The sequence below is a fragment of the Algisphaera agarilytica genome, assembly GCF_014207595.1.
GTDB classification, from domain to species: domain Bacteria; phylum Planctomycetota; class Phycisphaerae; order Phycisphaerales; family Phycisphaeraceae; genus Algisphaera; species Algisphaera agarilytica.
The window spans coordinates 3740199-3754567 of sequence record NZ_JACHGY010000001.1; the positions used below are offsets into that span (position 1 = coordinate 3740199).

The following is a 14369-nucleotide window of genomic DNA, read 5'->3' on the forward strand; positions in this document are numbered from 1 at the left end:
GCGGCCGCAATGGGCTGCCCTGCTCAGACAGGGGGCCAATGTTTGAATCTTGCGGGCACCGCCGCCGGGGTTTACGATCCCCCAAGCCTTGCTGAACCCTGGAGTAGTGACATGCCCTCACCCGACGACCGCCGATATCTGGACTCTCACGAATGGCACAAGCCCGATGGCGACCTGATTGCCGTCGGCATCAGCCAATTCGCGGTCGATGAACTGACCGACATCACCTACCTGGAGGTCTCGGTCGACTCCGGCCCCATCGAGGCGGGCGACACGTTCGGCGAGATCGAGTCGGTCAAGGCCACCAGCGACCTGTACTGCGGCATCGCGGGCGAGGTCGTGGAGGTCAATCAGGCGGTTGTGGATAACCCGGCCCTGGTCAACGACGACCCGTTCGGCGAGGCGTGGATCATCAAGGTCAAACCTTCCGACGCGGCACAGCTCGAATCACTCAAATCCGCAGCGGATTACGACGCGGATCACGGGTGAACCCGGTAACGCGCATGGTTTGGCGGCGAGCGGTGCGGCCGGTAACATGTTTCTAATCCTTGTCTGCCCGGCTTTCGGAAACGACCCGAGTCATGATTGTCGATCTGCATACCCGCATCTGGGACTCCGTCGAAGCTCTGGGGGCATCTGCGGCACAGACCTACCGCCGACGCCGAGGCGAGCCCTGGGAACACACCCACGCGTCTGAGCAGGCTCACGCCCAGGCGATGGCTCCGGTTGAATATGCCGCGATACTCGGGTTTGAGAGCGGGTTGCTCGAAGCCTCGATCGACGCCGAGCGGGTGCATCAGGCGGTCCAGACCCACCCGGGCAAGTACGTCGGCTTCGTCGGCATCGACCCGACACTGGATAAACCCATCGCCAAACTCGAAGCCGCGCTCGATCTGGGGCTGGTGGGGGTGACGGTCAGTCCCGCCGCGGCGGGCTTCCACCCGGCCGACACCCGGGCCATGGATCTTTATGAGGCCTGTGAGTCGCGCGGCGTGCCGATCATCATCGAATCCAACGCGATGATCTCCCAGGACTCAAAGCTCGAGTTCGCCATCCCGTACCTGCTGGACGAGGTGGCCCGGAGCTTCCCCAAGCTGAAGCTGGTGCTCAGTTCGTTCGGCCTGCCGTGGATCGACCAGTGCGTCACGCTCATGGCCAAACACCCCAACATCTACGCCGACGTCTCGGGACTCGTGATCCAGTCGTGGCAGCTCTACAACGCGATGGTGCAGGCTTTCCAGGCCGGGGTGATGAACCAGGTGCTGTTCGGCAGCGGCTTCCCCTTCGGCAACCCGGAGCAGGCGATCGTCACGCTGTACTCGGTCAACGTCACGTCTCAGGGCACGCCGCTGCCCAGCGTGCCCCGCGAGCAGCTGCGCACCGTCGTCGAACGTGACACCCTGGCGGAGTTGGGCATTGCCAAGCCCACGGGTGACGCCAAGCCCGCCGAGCCGACCGAAGAGCCGCCCAGCGAATTCGAGAAGATCGCGATCGCTCAAGACCAACAGGACCCGCCCAAGTGAGCACGGAACCGCTCCCGCCCAATCGATTCTGCCGGTGGACCGGCGTGCCCTTGGTTGGGGTGGTAATGATGGCGTTACTGGTCGGCCTACTGGCCGGATGCTCGCGGCCGCTGGTCGATGGTGACGCCGAGCTTCAGATCTCCAGCCGAGAGACCGAGGGCCGTGAAGGCACGAAACTGTCGGGCGAGTTCACCCAGGCCTATTACCGGTTCACCGACCAGAACACTGTCACCGTCGTACTGCTGCAAGGGCCCGATGACGCTCCGGAGCGGGTTGCCTCGCTGGAGATGTTTTGGAAAGCCCGTGCGGGCCTGACGCCGATCGACCGGACCGCGACCAATGCATTGGTGCGTTTCTACGAGTTCCGCGACACCGCGGCCGAGCCCAACACCGTCGGCGTCTACGCCGGTGCGGGGTTTATCCGCCTGCACGACAACCCGAGCGTGGGCACGATTGACGGCAACCTCTGGGATGCCGACCTCCGGCTAACCGACCGCTCAACCGATTTCACCGACCGCCTGGGCCGCGCGGTCTTCGCGGGTTCGTTCACCGCCCAACGCGACGATGCGCGGGTCACCTCGATCCTGCGTGAACTCAACCAGCAACTCGAAGAACGGCTGGGCTACCCGCGGCTGGTCTTACACGATCCCCCCTCGAACCATCTCATGTCTTGGAGCCATTGATGATCCACGCCCCCAACCGCCAGACTCGCCCCCTGAAAGTGTGGGGGCTGCTTCTCTCGATGCTTCTGGTGATGGGTGTTGGTTTCTCGGCCCAGGCCCAAGACGCCGCCGAACTAACCCCTCCGGCGGTGGCTGAAACCACCGGGGCCGTGGCCGAAGAGGCTGAGCAAGTCGCGCAAGACGCGGCGGAAGCGGCTGATGCGTCGGCCGCCGATGGCTCGACCGACGCCACTGCTTCAGCTGATGAAGAACCCCCTTCGTTGGGTGATCGTCTGGACTCGATCCTCAATCCCATCAACGGGGCGATCTTTACCACCCTGTTTTTCGATGTCAGCTTCGGCCTGTTTGGCGAAGACGTGAAACTGCCGTTCCTTGTTGTTTGGCTGGGTTTCGGGGCGATGTTCTACACCGTGTACCACGGCTTCATCAATATCCGGGGCTTCCGCCACGCCTGGCAGATCGTACGCGGCAAGTGGGCGGGGTCGGCCGACGACGGCGACATCCCGCCGTTTCGTGCGCTGACGTCGGCGCTCTCGGCCACGGTCGGGCTGGGCAATATCGCGGGTGTCGCCATTGCGATGGTGGTCGGCGGGCCCGGGGCGTTGTTCTGGATGATGGTGCTCGGCCTGTTTGGCATGACCAGTAAGTTCCACGAGACCACGCTGGCACAGATGTTCCGCGTCAAGAACGACGACGGCTCGATGTCGGGCGGGCCGATGTACTTCCTCGACCGCGGCCTCAAGCAGATCAACCCCAATCTCGAGCCGCTGGGCAAAACGCTCGCGGTGGTATTCGCGATCTTCCTGATGGGTGCGGCGCTCGGTGGCGGCAACATGTTCCAGGCGAATCAGAGCTTCGAGGCCTGCTTCGATCAGTTTGTGCAACCCTTCCTCGCCGATGAAAACGTCGAAACCGCAAGACGCGCGGGCAGCGTGGGATTTGGCATCGTGATGGCCGCGATGGTGTCGGTGGTGATCATCGGCGGGATCGGCCGGATCGGGGCGGCGACCTCGATCATCGTGCCGGTGATGGCGACGGTTTATGTCGCCGCGTGCAGCTTTATCATCGTGACGAATGCCGAGCAACTTCCTTCACTCATCGGATTGATCTTCCAGGAGGCGTGGGCCCCCGAGGCGGGGCTGGGAGGTGTGCTCGGGGCGATGATGGTGGGCTTTCAACGCGCCGCCTTCTCCAGCGAGGCGGGCATCGGCAGCTCGGCCGTCGCCCACTCGGCGGCGAAAGTGGATGAACCCATCCGGGAGGGCTTCGTGGCGTCGCTTGAGCCGTTCATCGACACCATCGTCATCTGCTTTATGACCGGCATGGTGGTGTTGATCACCGGGACTTACCAGGACTTTGAACCCAACGCCGCCGGGGCCGCGGTGACCCTGGCCGCCTTCGAGTCGCGCCCGATTATGGAGACGCTGCAGTTCCCGAAGATCCTGACGATCAGCATCGTCCTCTTCGCGTTCTCCACCATGATCTCCTGGTGCTACTACGGCGAACGGGCTTGGGGCTACCTCTTCGGCATCAAGAGTGTGATCGTGTTCCGGCTCGTGTTTGTGGTGTGCGTGTTCGTCGGCTCGGTGGCGTCGCTGGGCTCGGTGATCGACTCGGCCGACGCGATGCTGCTGGCTTGCGGCCTGCCCAACATCCTGGGCGGAATCATCCTCGCGCCGCTCGTGAAGAAACGCCTCAAGGCCTATTGGCTGCGGTACTGCAGCGGCGAGATGAAGCCCGGCGAGGTCGTCGCAAAAATACCGAGCGACGATGGGCCCGGCGCGAACATCTAATCGGGCAGTTGGCAGGTATTCGTCAGGCGGCGGGTCGTCATTCACTCATGAATACCTCGCGAATCTGGCCGATATTACCCGTGTATGAATACGGCCAACCCCAACGCAGAGACCTATAACTCGTCCGAAGTCACCCAAACGGATTCGGCCAATCTAACCGTACTCGCCGTGCGCGGCGGCGTGGGTGGGGTGCTGATGGGGTTGGCGAACCTTGTGCCGGGGATCAGCGGGGGGACCATGCTGCTGGCGGCGGGGGTGTATCCCCGGTTCATCGCGGCGATCGGCGAGGTGACCACGCTCAAGTTCCGCAAGGCGTCGGTTGTCGTGCTGGGCAGCGTGGTGCTGGCGGCGTTGGCGGCGATTGTGCTGCTGGCCGGGCCGGTGAAAGAACTGGTGGTGAATCAGCGGTGGGTGATGTACAGCCTGTTCATCGGGCTGACGCTCGGCGGGGTGCCGGTGGTGTGGCGGCTGATCACAGCAAACGGACGCAAGGCTGATGCCTCGGTCTGGATCGCGGCGGTCGTCGGATTTATCGCGATGGCGGCTCTGGCGGTCTACCAATCCGCGGGCGGCGGGAGCGACGTCGAACGCACCGGGTTCGTCTTCATGCTGCTCGCCGGAGTGGCGGGGGCGTCGGCGATGATCCTGCCGGGCGTCAGCGGCGGGTACCTGCTGCTGGTACTGGGCGTGTACGTGCCGATCCTCGCGGGGGTCGATGCGTTCAAGGACGGGCTGAAGACCCAGGACATGGAAGTGCTCACGAGCGTCGGCCTCGCGGTCGTGCTGCCCGTCGGGCTCGGCGTGTTGCTGGGCGTGGTGGGGGTGAGCAACCTGCTCAAGTGGCTGCTCGAACGCTTCGAGAAGGCGACCCTGGGCGTGCTGCTCGGCTTGCTGCTCGGTGCGGTGGTGGGGCTGTGGCCCTTCCAGGCGTCGGTCGAGCCCAAGGAAGGCGACACGATCAAGGCCCAGGTCGTGACCCATGCGGTGCCGACGGTGTGGGAAGACGATGAACCGCAGCCGACCGAAGCGACGTGGATCTTCGCCGAGTCTGGCGAGGCCGTGGACGCCGAGGATCTGCCCACCGCATTCTTCAAGCCCAACGCCACGCAGATCGGCGGGGCGGCGGGGTTGATCCTGCTCGGTCTCGCGGTGACGCTCTTGGTCGACCGACTGGGGAGGGAAAAGCCCGAGAAACCCGTGGGGCAATCCGAGGGATAATCCGCTACTCTGTGCGGCTCCTAAAGGTTCTACACGGGAGTCACCACATGAATGTCCTCGTCACCGGCGGTGCCGGCTACATCGGATCACACGCCGTCCAACGCCTCCTCGCCGACGGTAATACCGTCGTCGTCATGGACAACCTCTTCCGCGGCCACCGCGCTGCGGTGCCTGCCGAGGCCACGTTTGTGCAGGGCGACCTCCACGACTACGACCTCATCGTCAAGACGCTGAAAGACCACGCCATCGAGTGTGTGATTAACTTCGCCGCCTGGACCTACGTCGGCGAATCAGTCGAGCAGCCGCTGGGCTACTACCACAACAACACCGCAGGCGTGCTGACCCTGCTGCGGGCGATGGCCGAGGCGGGCGTGAACAAGATCGTCCACTCCTCGACCGCCGCGACCTACGGCGAACCCGACGAGATGCCCATCACCGAGGACACGCCCCAAGCGCCCATCAACCCCTACGGCATGTCCAAGTACATGGTCGAGCAGATCCTCCGCGACACCGCCAACGCCAACCCCGAATTCGCCTTCGCCTGCCCCCGCTACTTCAATGTGGCGGGCTGCGACCCCGAGGGACGCATCGGGGAAGACCACAGCCCCGAGACCCACCTCATCCCCGTTCTCCTTGAAGCCGCCACCGGCAAACGCGAGAAGGCCTACATCTTCGGCACCGACTACCCCACGCCCGACGGCACCTGCATCCGCGACTACGTCCACGTGGTGGACTTGATCGACGCCCACGTCCTGCTGATGAACGCCCTGAAGCCCGGCCAGCAGCTTTTCTACAACCTGGGCATCGGCAACGGCATGTCGGTCCGCGAGATCGTCGACGCGGTCAAGAAGGTCACCGGCGTCGATTTCACCGTCGAGATCGGCGACCGCCGCGCGGGCGACCCCCCGTCGCTCTACGCCGACCCGAAGAAGATCAAGGAAGAGCTCGGCTGGGAAGCCAAGATCACCGACACCGAGACGATGGTGGCCGATGCCTACAAGTGGTTCAAAGCAAATCCCGAAGGCTACGGTGATGGCTGAGAATTGAACGCTGACGCGATTTGAGTTGAATTGAGTCTCTAGGAAATCGCCGCTGACTTCCTGGAGTCACCCCAAAGAGACCACCCGCCGAACGAGGTGCCACAAGCAACACCGGTTTTATCGGCCGATGCTGGCCGTCGCGAGCTATCTCATGCGTTAATGCCCGACTACGTAATTACCGAAAAACCAGAGAGGGTTTATTGGGATAGGAGCAGGCCTTCATGACTGAGGCCCAGGAGGAAACGAGCTGGCATGTGGAGCCGACAGAAGATCTCAGATTCAGCCGCTTCCTCGTCTGGTCCGCCCACGACTGAAGCCCGCCAGTACGGTTCAATCAAGCCCGCGTTCGCCATGGTGGCGATCCTCATCGGCGGGGTTTTCTTTACGTGGTGGACGGTTCAAAACACCGACCGAGAGATGCGTCAGGACCGGCTCGCGCACGCACGCTTGGCAACGATGGCCATCAACGTCGAGCGTGTCAAAGCGCTAAGCGGAACCGAAGCCGACCTCGAATCAGATGACTACTTGAGGCTTAAGGAGCAGTTCGCCGCGGTCCGGGCCGCCGATCCCAAGTGCCGTTTCGTCTACCTCATGGGGCGTAACGAGGACGGCAGCGTCTTCTTTTTTGCCGACAGCGAACCCGCGGGATCCGAAGACGAATCACCGGCCGGTCAGATATACGAAGAGATCTCCGACGAGTATCTCAACGCCTTCGATACCGTGACGGCCTTGGTCGAGGGACCGGTCACCGACCGCTGGGGGACGTGGGTGTCGGCCTTGGTCCCACTAGTCGACCCGGACAATGGCGAACTCATCGCGATGCTGGGCACGGATGTCGATGCGGGCAATTGGAATCAAGCCGTTGCGGCCAAAGCGGCGCTCCCCGCCGGGCTTTTCGCCCTGGCCGGTGTGATCGCGTTTTTCTACATCCGACTTCGCCACTCGGATGCGCTAATCCGTGAACACCAGGTGGCGCTCAATCTCGAGCGGGACCAGTACCAATCCCTTGTGGGCAACATCCCGGGCGCTACCTACCGTTGCGCAGCTGACGACGATTGGACGATCTTTTTCATCAGCAATCAGATCGAGCAGATCACCGGCTACCCAGCCAGCGATTTCATCAACAACGCGGTGAGAACGTACGAGAGCATCATCCATCGAGAGGATGCGGAGGCGGTGTCGCGTAGTGTTGCTGAAGCGACCGCCGCAGAGAGACCTTACGAAATCGAGTATCGGATCTGCCATCGCAACGGAGGCACCCACTGGGTATACGAGAAAGGGCGATGCGTTATCGATCCCCACGGAGGGCCCGAGTGCCTGGATGGCTTTATCCTGGACGTGACCGAGCGTAAACTGGCCGAGGAGCATCTCGCACTCGCCGCGACCACCGACAAGTTGACGGGCCTACCCAACCGCACGTTGTTCTTGGACCGCCTAGATCGCAGGCTCAAACAATCAAAACGAGACTGCAGCAAATTCGCGGTGTTGTTCTTCGATTTCGATCGATTCAAGGTCGTGAATGACAGTCTGGGCCACGAAGTGGGTGACGCGCTGCTCTGCAACATCGCCCGTATCTTCGAGCGGGAACTACGCGAGTCAGACACGGTAGCCCGGTTCGGAGGCGATGAGTTTGTGGTCCTTCTGGGTTCATTGACCAACGATGTCGATGCTGAGGCCAAAGCCAAACGGCTACTCGAAGTATTCGCTGACCCACACAGCATCAACGGCCACCATATCGTATCTACGGCCAGTATCGGTCTCGTGACGAATGCCCACGCCTACAGCTCGGGCGCTGATATGATCCGCGACGCAGACGTTGCGATGTATCGGGCGAAAGCCAACGGCAAAGGGCAGGTCGCTACTTTCGATTTTGACATGCGCAGAGACGCGGTTGACCGTCAAGAACTCGAGGCCGATATGCGCGACGCGATCAGCAACGACCAGTTTTTGCTCTTGTTTCAGCCCATCATCGATTTATCGACGGGTCAAACCAATGGTTTTGAGTCGCTGGTGCGGTGGGGTCATCCCGAGCGTGGAATGATTGGCCCAGAAGTGTTCATCCCCATCGCTGAGGAAACCGGCTTGATTATCGAACTCGGCAGGTGGGTTGCTCGAAACGCCGCCCGACAGATCGGGGAATGGAATCAGGGGCGGTCAGACGGTGAGCATTTGTTCGTGAATATCAACCTCTCCAAGAGAGAGCTTCTCGATTCACGCATCTGCGAATCGCTGGTTCAATACCGACGAGAGTTCGCACTTGAGCCTCAGGACCTACGTCTTGAGATCACCGAGACCACGATCGCCGACCTGCGTTCCGACTTGCTCCCGATGCTCCATAAACTGCGTGATCAAGGCTTCAGTATCTCCATGGACGACTTCGGTACGGGTTTGTCTTCTCTGGGTGCGCTCCATAACTATCCTATCGATTGCCTGAAGATCGACAAGTCGTTCATATTGCGGTTGGATACAGACCGCTCGCTATTGGCAGTGGTGTCCGCAATTACTTCGATGACGCAGAGCCTCGGGATCCCCGTGGTGGCGGAGGGCATCGAGTCCAAAGAGACTGTGGTTGCGCTTCAGTCGATTGGTTGCCGATGGGGGCAGGGATTTTTCTTCGCCGAGCCGCTGCCTGAATCTCACGTAGAGGCCTATCTGCTTGATGAGAACGATCATCAGCAGACTAACGCTGCATAGCGGAAGCTACATCCAGCGGCTGAATCCCTGCCAGGCCATCAGTGCGGTCCCCGCGAGGATGAAGGCGAGGATGACCCACGCCACAAACTTGCCGCCGCGGCCCATGCGGGGTTGCCAGCTCTCGTAGCCGGGGGGTGGCGGGTCGTCGTCGCGGAGTTTGGTCATGATGGGACGATTGTACTTCAAGCCGCTTGCAGCTTAGCGGGGAGGATCGCAGCGCTAAAATGCAAGCGGCTAAAAGACCCGTTCGTTCTTGGATCGGCCGGTGAAGCCCCAGAGCTTTCGGCTGCTCTGCAGCACAAGCCCGACGGGCACCGCGACCGCGGCGGTGTAGACCAGTTCCTGCAAGCGCCGCCAGAGCTGCTCGGTGGTGCTCCAGTCCAGCCCCTGGTTCGCCAGCCAAGGCAAACCACGCAGCGCGTAGATCAGTGTCTCGACCAGCGCCGCAAACCCGCCCACGGCAAAGACCATCAGCACGATCGTGATCGTCGACTCGCGGAACAGCAGGTTGCGTAGCTGTAGCACCGCATAAGCGCCGACGAGATAACCCACGGCGTGCGGGCCGAGGATCACGCCCTGGTCCTTCAACGGCCCCGGCAACGTGTCCAGCAGCAGTCCCACGATCAGCATCGCCCAAGGCACAGCCGCCTTGCGGGCCGACACACCGACGAAGACCGCGAGGATCAGCAGCAGGTTCGGCGTTGCGTCGCCCACCGTCCACAGCGGCTCCAACCCCGCCTGCAGGGCGAAAAAGATGTAGGCCGTGATGGAGAAAACGATCCAGTTCAAAGCGGGTCTCGGTCGGGGTCAGTTCCCGGGCGCGTCCTCATCGGCCTTGGGCAGCAGCACCGCGACCTCTTTGCGGTAAGGCGTGTCCAGCACGGCGGCGCGGATCCAGAGCTGGTCGAGCAACTCGGGGTCGGGGGTGTACGGGGCTTTGCGTTCGACGATGCCCAGCAGTCGGCCGCGGGCGTCGCTGTAGTTCACCGCGTCGGCGAGGACAACCACCGCACCGGCGCGAAGCAGCGAATCTTTGGGGACCTCGGCCACGAAGTAGTCGGGGTCGTTTTCGCTTCGACGGACCCGGATGTTTTCTTCGGGCGCGACCAGGCCGGGCTGGTTGATGCGGACCTGAAGCCCGCCGTCGTGGGACGTGACCAGCTCGACATCGGCACTCGACGGCCCGACGGGATCGACCACCCGCCCCACAAGGACGGTTTCATACACCACGGTCATGCCGGGCTGGATGCCTTGGCGCGACCCGCGGTTGAGCGTGATGACCTGCCTCGGCCCGGGGTTGCGGTAGCCGGTGACCTTGGCGGTGAGCGGACGGGTTTCGGGGGCGTCGATGGCCTGGACGCCTTCGATGAGCTCGAGGCGCTGCTTCAGTTCCTGGTATTCCTGCTTGAGGCGTTCGATTTCGACCAGCGCCAGGCCGTAGGCGCGGCGGAGTTCATCTTCGGTTTTGGGGACGCCGGGGTGGGCGAAGTCGGACGAATCCTCGCGCTCGGCGATCTTCGTCGCGGTGCTGTAGACGGGCCCACGCAGCGGCAGGCTGGCGAAGTTCACGACGGGCGCAAGCACATTGCCCGCCAGGCTGGCGATGGACGAGGGCAGTTGGCTGTTGAGGATCAGCGCCGCGGTGATGAGCAGGAGCAGACGCTGCGAGCTGAGGAGGGGGGAAGCCATGAGGAACCAGATTTATGATTGATGATTTTTGATTGATGATCTGAAAACCATGAGACGGTGTCGAAAATCACCATTCATCAATCATAAATCAGCAATGAAAACGTCTTACATGTCGTCCATGTCGTTTTCCATGGTCGACTTCCATTCCTCGAGGTGCTCGAGGTAGATGGCGGTGCCACGGGCGACGCAGGTGAGCGGGTCCTCGGCGATGCGGCAGTCCAGGCCGGTGGCGTTGGAGATCACCACGTCGATGCCGCGGAGCAGAGCGCCACCGCCCGCGAGGACGATGCCGTTGTCCACGAGGTCGGCGGCGAGCTCGGGCTCGCAGCGCTCGAGGGTGCGGGTCACGGTCTCGATGATCGAAGAGAGCGGCTCCTGAAGAGCTTCGCGGATTTCTTCGGAGGTGATGACGGTCTTGCGGGGCAGGCCGGAGATCATGTCCCGGCCGCGGACTTCCATGTTGGTCTCTTCGCCGTCGGGCGCGGCCGAGCCGATCTGGATCTTGATCTTCTCGGCGGTCTGCTCGCCGATCATCAGGTTGTAGGCCTTCTTCATGTGGTTGATGATGGCCTCGTCGAGGTCGTCACCCGCCACGCGGACCGATTCGCACTGAGCGATATCGGCCAGCGACATGATGGCAACCTCGGTGGTGCCGCCGCCGATGTCGACGATCATCGACGCGGTCGCCTCGACGATGGGCAGGTTCGCTCCGATACCGGCGGCCATGGGCTCCTCGACGAGGTAGACCCGGCGGGCCCCGGCACGCTCGGCCGAGTCGAGTACGGCCCGCTTCTCGACGGCGGTGATGCCCGAGGGCACGGCGATGACGACACGGGGTTTCACGAACGGCCGCTTGCCGTTGACCTTGCGGATGAAGTAGCCGAGCATCGCCTCGGTGATCTCGAAGTCGGAGATCACGCCGTCCTTGAGCGGGCGGATGGCGGTGATGCTGCCGGGCGTCTTGCCGAGCATCTCTTTGGCGACCCAGCCCACGGCGTTGCCGTTCTGCAGGACCTGGTTGGTGTTGCGCTTGACCGCGACCACGGACGGCTCGTTGAGCACGATGCCCTCGCCCCGGACGCACACCAGGGTGTTGCACGTGCCCAGGTCGATGCCCATGTCGACGCTGAAGAAGCTCAGGAGGTTATCGAAGATCAATGGTGGTTCGTTTCCGGGATCGGTCAAGCCCGCGGGGTGTCAGCCCTTAGGGTATTGCCGCGATTGTAGCGAAACACGACGGCGGCGTCGTCGGTTGGCTGGCCTTCTGAAGTATCGTCGAACTACGGTCATCGGCCACAAAATTATTCGGACTATCGGCGATTCACGGGGGCAAGAAAAAACCCACGCCGCTTGGGCGTGGGTTGGAGTTGATTGGGTTGGGGCCGGTGCGGTGATCAACCGAAGGGGTTGACGCTGCCGGTGACGGCCTGGAGCCGCATCCAGGTGTAGCCCACGCCGATGAGCAGGGCGACAAAGGCGACGAAGGCCAGGACGGTAAAGATGTTGTTTCCGGGGCCGGAGCTGTTGTCTGCCATAATGCGTTTGCTTTCGAGAGCGGGCCGGGGGCCGGTGTTGTTTGTGGGGGAGGGGGACCGTGGGGCGAACGAATCAGTAGGTGATGCCGGTCATGGCGTTGTCGCCGACCACGACGTCCAGGGTGGAAGAATCGATCCGGGCCACGCTGACGGTTTCATCCACCGACATCACGGTGGCGGTGCCAACGTACTGGTCGCCGTTGCGGAAGATGACGAACTTGGTGTTGGGGCTGATGGAGTCGTTGGAGCCGACGTTCAGCGAAGCGAAGGTGATTTCGTCGACCTTTTCGAGGCCGGTCACGCTGGCTTGGACTTGCTCTTCGAGGAAGCCGGGGCCGGCAGCCACATCAGAGCTCGATCCGCCACCGGCGAGTTGCTCTTGGAGGTCGACGATCTTCTCGCCCTGCAGACGCACGGTGCGGGTCAGGCCGGTGACCTGAGCGGCGAGGTCGTTGTTGGCCTGCACCAGTTGGGCGGCTTCCTTCTTGAGCTTGACGTTTTCGGATTGGCTGGTGCTGACCAGGGCGTTGCGGTCTTCGAGCAGCTGGGTGAGCTGGTCTTGGGTGGCCGACATCAGCGAGATGGTGTTGACGTGCTTGTCGACCTGGCTGGTGGCTTCCTTGAGCTGGGCTTCGAGGGTGGCCTTCTCTTGGGTCTTTTCGGTGACTTCGGTGCGAAGCGCGATGATCGTGTCGTCTTTGCTGCTGTCGCTCTGAGCCAGCTTGGCCTTGAGGGTTTCGTTCTCACCACCGACGCGGCTGGCGGCGGCGTTGGCGACCTGGACCTGGGTCTTGAGGGACGAGATCTCTTCGTTGAGGTCATCGGTGTTGGCGACGAAAGGAACAACCAACGCGACCAGAACGATCGAGAGGATAGTCACGAGCAACACGAGGGCTTTGGTCAGTGGGCTCAAGGTGGGAGTCCTCAAAAAATAAGTGGGAGCGGGGGAGGGGGCAGAATACGACACGCCGCCACGCGGAAGCTGTGGGGGAACATAATTACAACCCAACGCCGTAGGCTTGTCAACCAATTCTGAACAGTCACCCGAGACCGGGCCGGGCCGATAAGTCGCGGCCCCATCGTTGTTTGGTTCAGAACCGGCCGGTTCCCCGGGGCTCGGGCAGCCCGCGCATCGCCGAGTGCCCGCGTTTCAGTGCGTTAACGGTGCAGGGATTCGAGGATCGCGGCGGCGGCCGAGATGCGGACCCGGTCGTTGGGGTCGTCCATCAGCCCGACGAGTTGGCCAACCGCCTCGGGGTCCGAATCGGCCTGGGCCAGGGCGAACGCGGCCTGAGAACGCACAGTGGCCACGGGATGCTGGGCCGCCTCGAAGATCACCGGCAGCCCCTCCAGCGACCCCATCCGGGCCAGCGACTCGGCTGCGGCCAGCCGCAGCTCGATGGGGTTCTTCGCCAGGAAGCCGATGAGGTTGCCTTCCATGCCCCGGTCCAGCGCCTTGCCGAGCATGAGCGTCGCGAGGATCCGCACCTCGTCGTGGCTGGAATAGGCGGCGCCGCGCAGGGCCTTGAGGCTGTCGTCGTGGCCGAGATTCAACAGCGATTCGGTGATCTGCAGCCGAACCAGTTCGCGTTCGATCGGGCGGGCGCGGTCCATCGGGGCCTCGCTGGCGTCGAGCAGCACAGGGATGACTTGCGGGTCCTCCATCCAGCCGAACAGCATCGCGGCGTTGGAGCGGGTCCCGATGTTGTCGTCCCAGAGCATGGCGGCCAGCCGACCGAGATCGACCTCTTCGCCGCAGCGGGCCGCGGCAAAGAGGGCGGCGGCCTTCACGTAGTCGGGCTGGGTGATGTCGCGGGCCATGGTCGCGGCTTGAGGGCCCAGGGCTTCGAGTTGCAACCGGCCGGCCGTGGCCAACGCGGCGTAACGCACCCCGGGGTTCTCATCGTCCAGAGCCAGTGTGACCATCGGCAGGGCTCGGTCGGGCATCGCCTTAGCCGCTTCGATGGCGTGGGAACGCAGCAGCGGGTCTTCGGACCGGGCTGAGTCCAACAGAATCTGCACCGCACGGGGCTCGGCGTCCTCGATAGGGCCGGCCGCCACGGGGAGCGATACCAGCGTGGTCACGCAAACCAGCAGCATGGAGACAAGGAGGCACGGCCTGATCGGAGTGGGAATTGAATTCATGGTTCAGCAGCGTTTTGGAACGGAGATCGGAGTCATACGCCCCAGCCCC

The 14369-nt window shown here is 62.8% G+C and carries 14 protein-coding genes; 7 read left to right on the forward strand and 7 right to left on the reverse strand.

Annotation, left to right across the window (positions count from 1 at the left end; genetic code table 11):
- The first annotated feature begins 111 nt into the window (after nucleotides 1–111).
- The 7 genes from gcvH (at nucleotide 112) to HNQ40_RS16250 (ending at nucleotide 8951) form a co-directional block, all read left to right on the forward strand.
- On the forward strand, nucleotides 112–489 hold the full coding sequence (gene gcvH / locus HNQ40_RS16220) for a glycine cleavage system protein GcvH (RefSeq protein ID WP_184678864.1): 378 nt from the start codon (nucleotides 112–114) through the stop codon (nucleotides 487–489).
- 92 nt (nucleotides 490–581) lie between these two features.
- Nucleotides 582–1523, forward strand: coding sequence for an amidohydrolase family protein (locus HNQ40_RS16225; protein WP_184678865.1), 942 nt, complete (start codon nucleotides 582–584; stop codon nucleotides 1521–1523).
- 68 nt (nucleotides 1524–1591) lie between these two features.
- Nucleotides 1592–2206: a hypothetical protein gene (locus HNQ40_RS16230; RefSeq protein ID WP_184678866.1), complete on the forward strand. Its 615-nt coding sequence runs from the start codon at nucleotides 1592–1594 to the stop codon at nucleotides 2204–2206.
- A complete protein-coding gene (locus HNQ40_RS16235) occupies nucleotides 2206–3999 on the forward strand; it encodes an alanine/glycine:cation symporter family protein (protein WP_184678867.1) in 1794 nt (597 codons plus the stop codon). The genes HNQ40_RS16230 and HNQ40_RS16235 overlap by 1 nt, the downstream gene beginning before the upstream one ends.
- Nucleotides 4000–4083: 84 nt before the next feature.
- Nucleotides 4084–5217, forward strand: a complete 1134-nt coding sequence (locus HNQ40_RS16240; protein WP_184678868.1) for an undecaprenyl phosphate translocase family protein — start codon at nucleotides 4084–4086, stop codon at nucleotides 5215–5217.
- 47 nt (nucleotides 5218–5264) lie between these two features.
- Nucleotides 5265–6257: a UDP-glucose 4-epimerase GalE gene (gene galE, locus HNQ40_RS16245; RefSeq protein WP_184678869.1), complete on the forward strand. Its 993-nt coding sequence runs from the start codon at nucleotides 5265–5267 to the stop codon at nucleotides 6255–6257.
- Between the two features lie 252 nt (nucleotides 6258–6509).
- Entirely contained in the window at nucleotides 6510–8951 is a 2442-nt protein-coding gene (locus HNQ40_RS16250) for a bifunctional diguanylate cyclase/phosphodiesterase (protein ID WP_184678870.1), read from the forward strand.
- 6 nt (nucleotides 8952–8957) lie between these two features.
- Here HNQ40_RS16250 and HNQ40_RS16255 read toward each other — a convergent pair whose 3' ends face one another.
- The 7 genes from HNQ40_RS16255 to HNQ40_RS16285 all read right to left on the reverse strand — a co-directional run bounded on the left by HNQ40_RS16255 (nucleotide 8958) and on the right by HNQ40_RS16285 (nucleotide 14320).
- Nucleotides 8958–9116 (reverse strand): hypothetical protein, encoded by a 159-nt coding sequence (locus HNQ40_RS16255; protein WP_184678871.1) that lies wholly within the window; start codon nucleotides 9114–9116, stop codon nucleotides 8958–8960.
- Between the two features lie 69 nt (nucleotides 9117–9185).
- Complete coding sequence (gene mreD / locus HNQ40_RS16260) at nucleotides 9186–9740, reverse strand: rod shape-determining protein MreD (protein ID WP_184678872.1); 555 nt, start codon at nucleotides 9738–9740, stop codon at nucleotides 9186–9188.
- Between the two features lie 18 nt (nucleotides 9741–9758).
- Nucleotides 9759–10640 (reverse strand): rod shape-determining protein MreC, encoded by an 882-nt coding sequence (gene mreC, locus HNQ40_RS16265; protein ID WP_184678873.1) that lies wholly within the window; start codon nucleotides 10638–10640, stop codon nucleotides 9759–9761.
- 105 nt (nucleotides 10641–10745) lie between these two features.
- On the reverse strand, nucleotides 10746–11825 hold the full coding sequence (locus HNQ40_RS16270) for a rod shape-determining protein (protein WP_315852780.1): 1080 nt from the start codon (nucleotides 11823–11825) through the stop codon (nucleotides 10746–10748).
- Between the two features lie 209 nt (nucleotides 11826–12034).
- Nucleotides 12035–12175, reverse strand: a complete 141-nt coding sequence (locus HNQ40_RS16275) for a hypothetical protein (RefSeq protein WP_184678874.1) — start codon at nucleotides 12173–12175, stop codon at nucleotides 12035–12037.
- A 73-nt stretch (nucleotides 12176–12248) separates the two neighbouring features.
- The gene (locus tag HNQ40_RS16280) at nucleotides 12249–13088 is read right to left on the reverse strand and encodes a hypothetical protein (protein ID WP_184678875.1); all 840 of its coding nucleotides are present in this window, start codon (nucleotides 13086–13088) and stop codon (nucleotides 12249–12251) included.
- A 245-nt stretch (nucleotides 13089–13333) separates the two neighbouring features.
- Complete coding sequence (locus HNQ40_RS16285) at nucleotides 13334–14320, reverse strand: HEAT repeat domain-containing protein (protein ID WP_221435587.1); 987 nt, start codon at nucleotides 14318–14320, stop codon at nucleotides 13334–13336.
- Nucleotides 14321–14369 lie beyond the last annotated feature (49 nt).

Bases quoted from the DNA above. Each gene is read 5' to 3' on its own strand.
- gcvH (WP_184678864.1), top strand. From the start codon at position 112: ATGCCCTCACCCGACGACCGCCGATATCTGGACTCTCACGAATGGCAC.
- HNQ40_RS16285 (WP_221435587.1), bottom strand. From the start codon at position 14,320: ATGAATTCAATTCCCACTCCGATCAGGCCGTGCCTCCTTGTCTCCATG.
- HNQ40_RS16275 (WP_184678874.1), bottom strand. From the start codon at position 12,175: ATGGCAGACAACAGCTCCGGCCCCGGAAACAACATCTTTACCGTCCTG.
- galE (WP_184678869.1), top strand. From the start codon at position 5,265: ATGAATGTCCTCGTCACCGGCGGTGCCGGCTACATCGGATCACACGCC.
- HNQ40_RS16230 (WP_184678866.1), top strand. From the start codon at position 1,592: ATGGCGTTACTGGTCGGCCTACTGGCCGGATGCTCGCGGCCGCTGGTC.
- HNQ40_RS16255 (WP_184678871.1), bottom strand. From the start codon at position 9,116: ATGACCAAACTCCGCGACGACGACCCGCCACCCCCCGGCTACGAGAGC.
- mreC (WP_184678873.1), bottom strand. From the start codon at position 10,640: ATGGCTTCCCCCCTCCTCAGCTCGCAGCGTCTGCTCCTGCTCATCACC.
- HNQ40_RS16235 (WP_184678867.1), top strand. From the start codon at position 2,206: ATGATCCACGCCCCCAACCGCCAGACTCGCCCCCTGAAAGTGTGGGGG.
- HNQ40_RS16250 (WP_184678870.1), top strand. From the start codon at position 6,510: ATGTGGAGCCGACAGAAGATCTCAGATTCAGCCGCTTCCTCGTCTGGT.
- HNQ40_RS16240 (WP_184678868.1), top strand. From the start codon at position 4,084: ATGAATACGGCCAACCCCAACGCAGAGACCTATAACTCGTCCGAAGTC.
- HNQ40_RS16225 (WP_184678865.1), top strand. From the start codon at position 582: ATGATTGTCGATCTGCATACCCGCATCTGGGACTCCGTCGAAGCTCTG.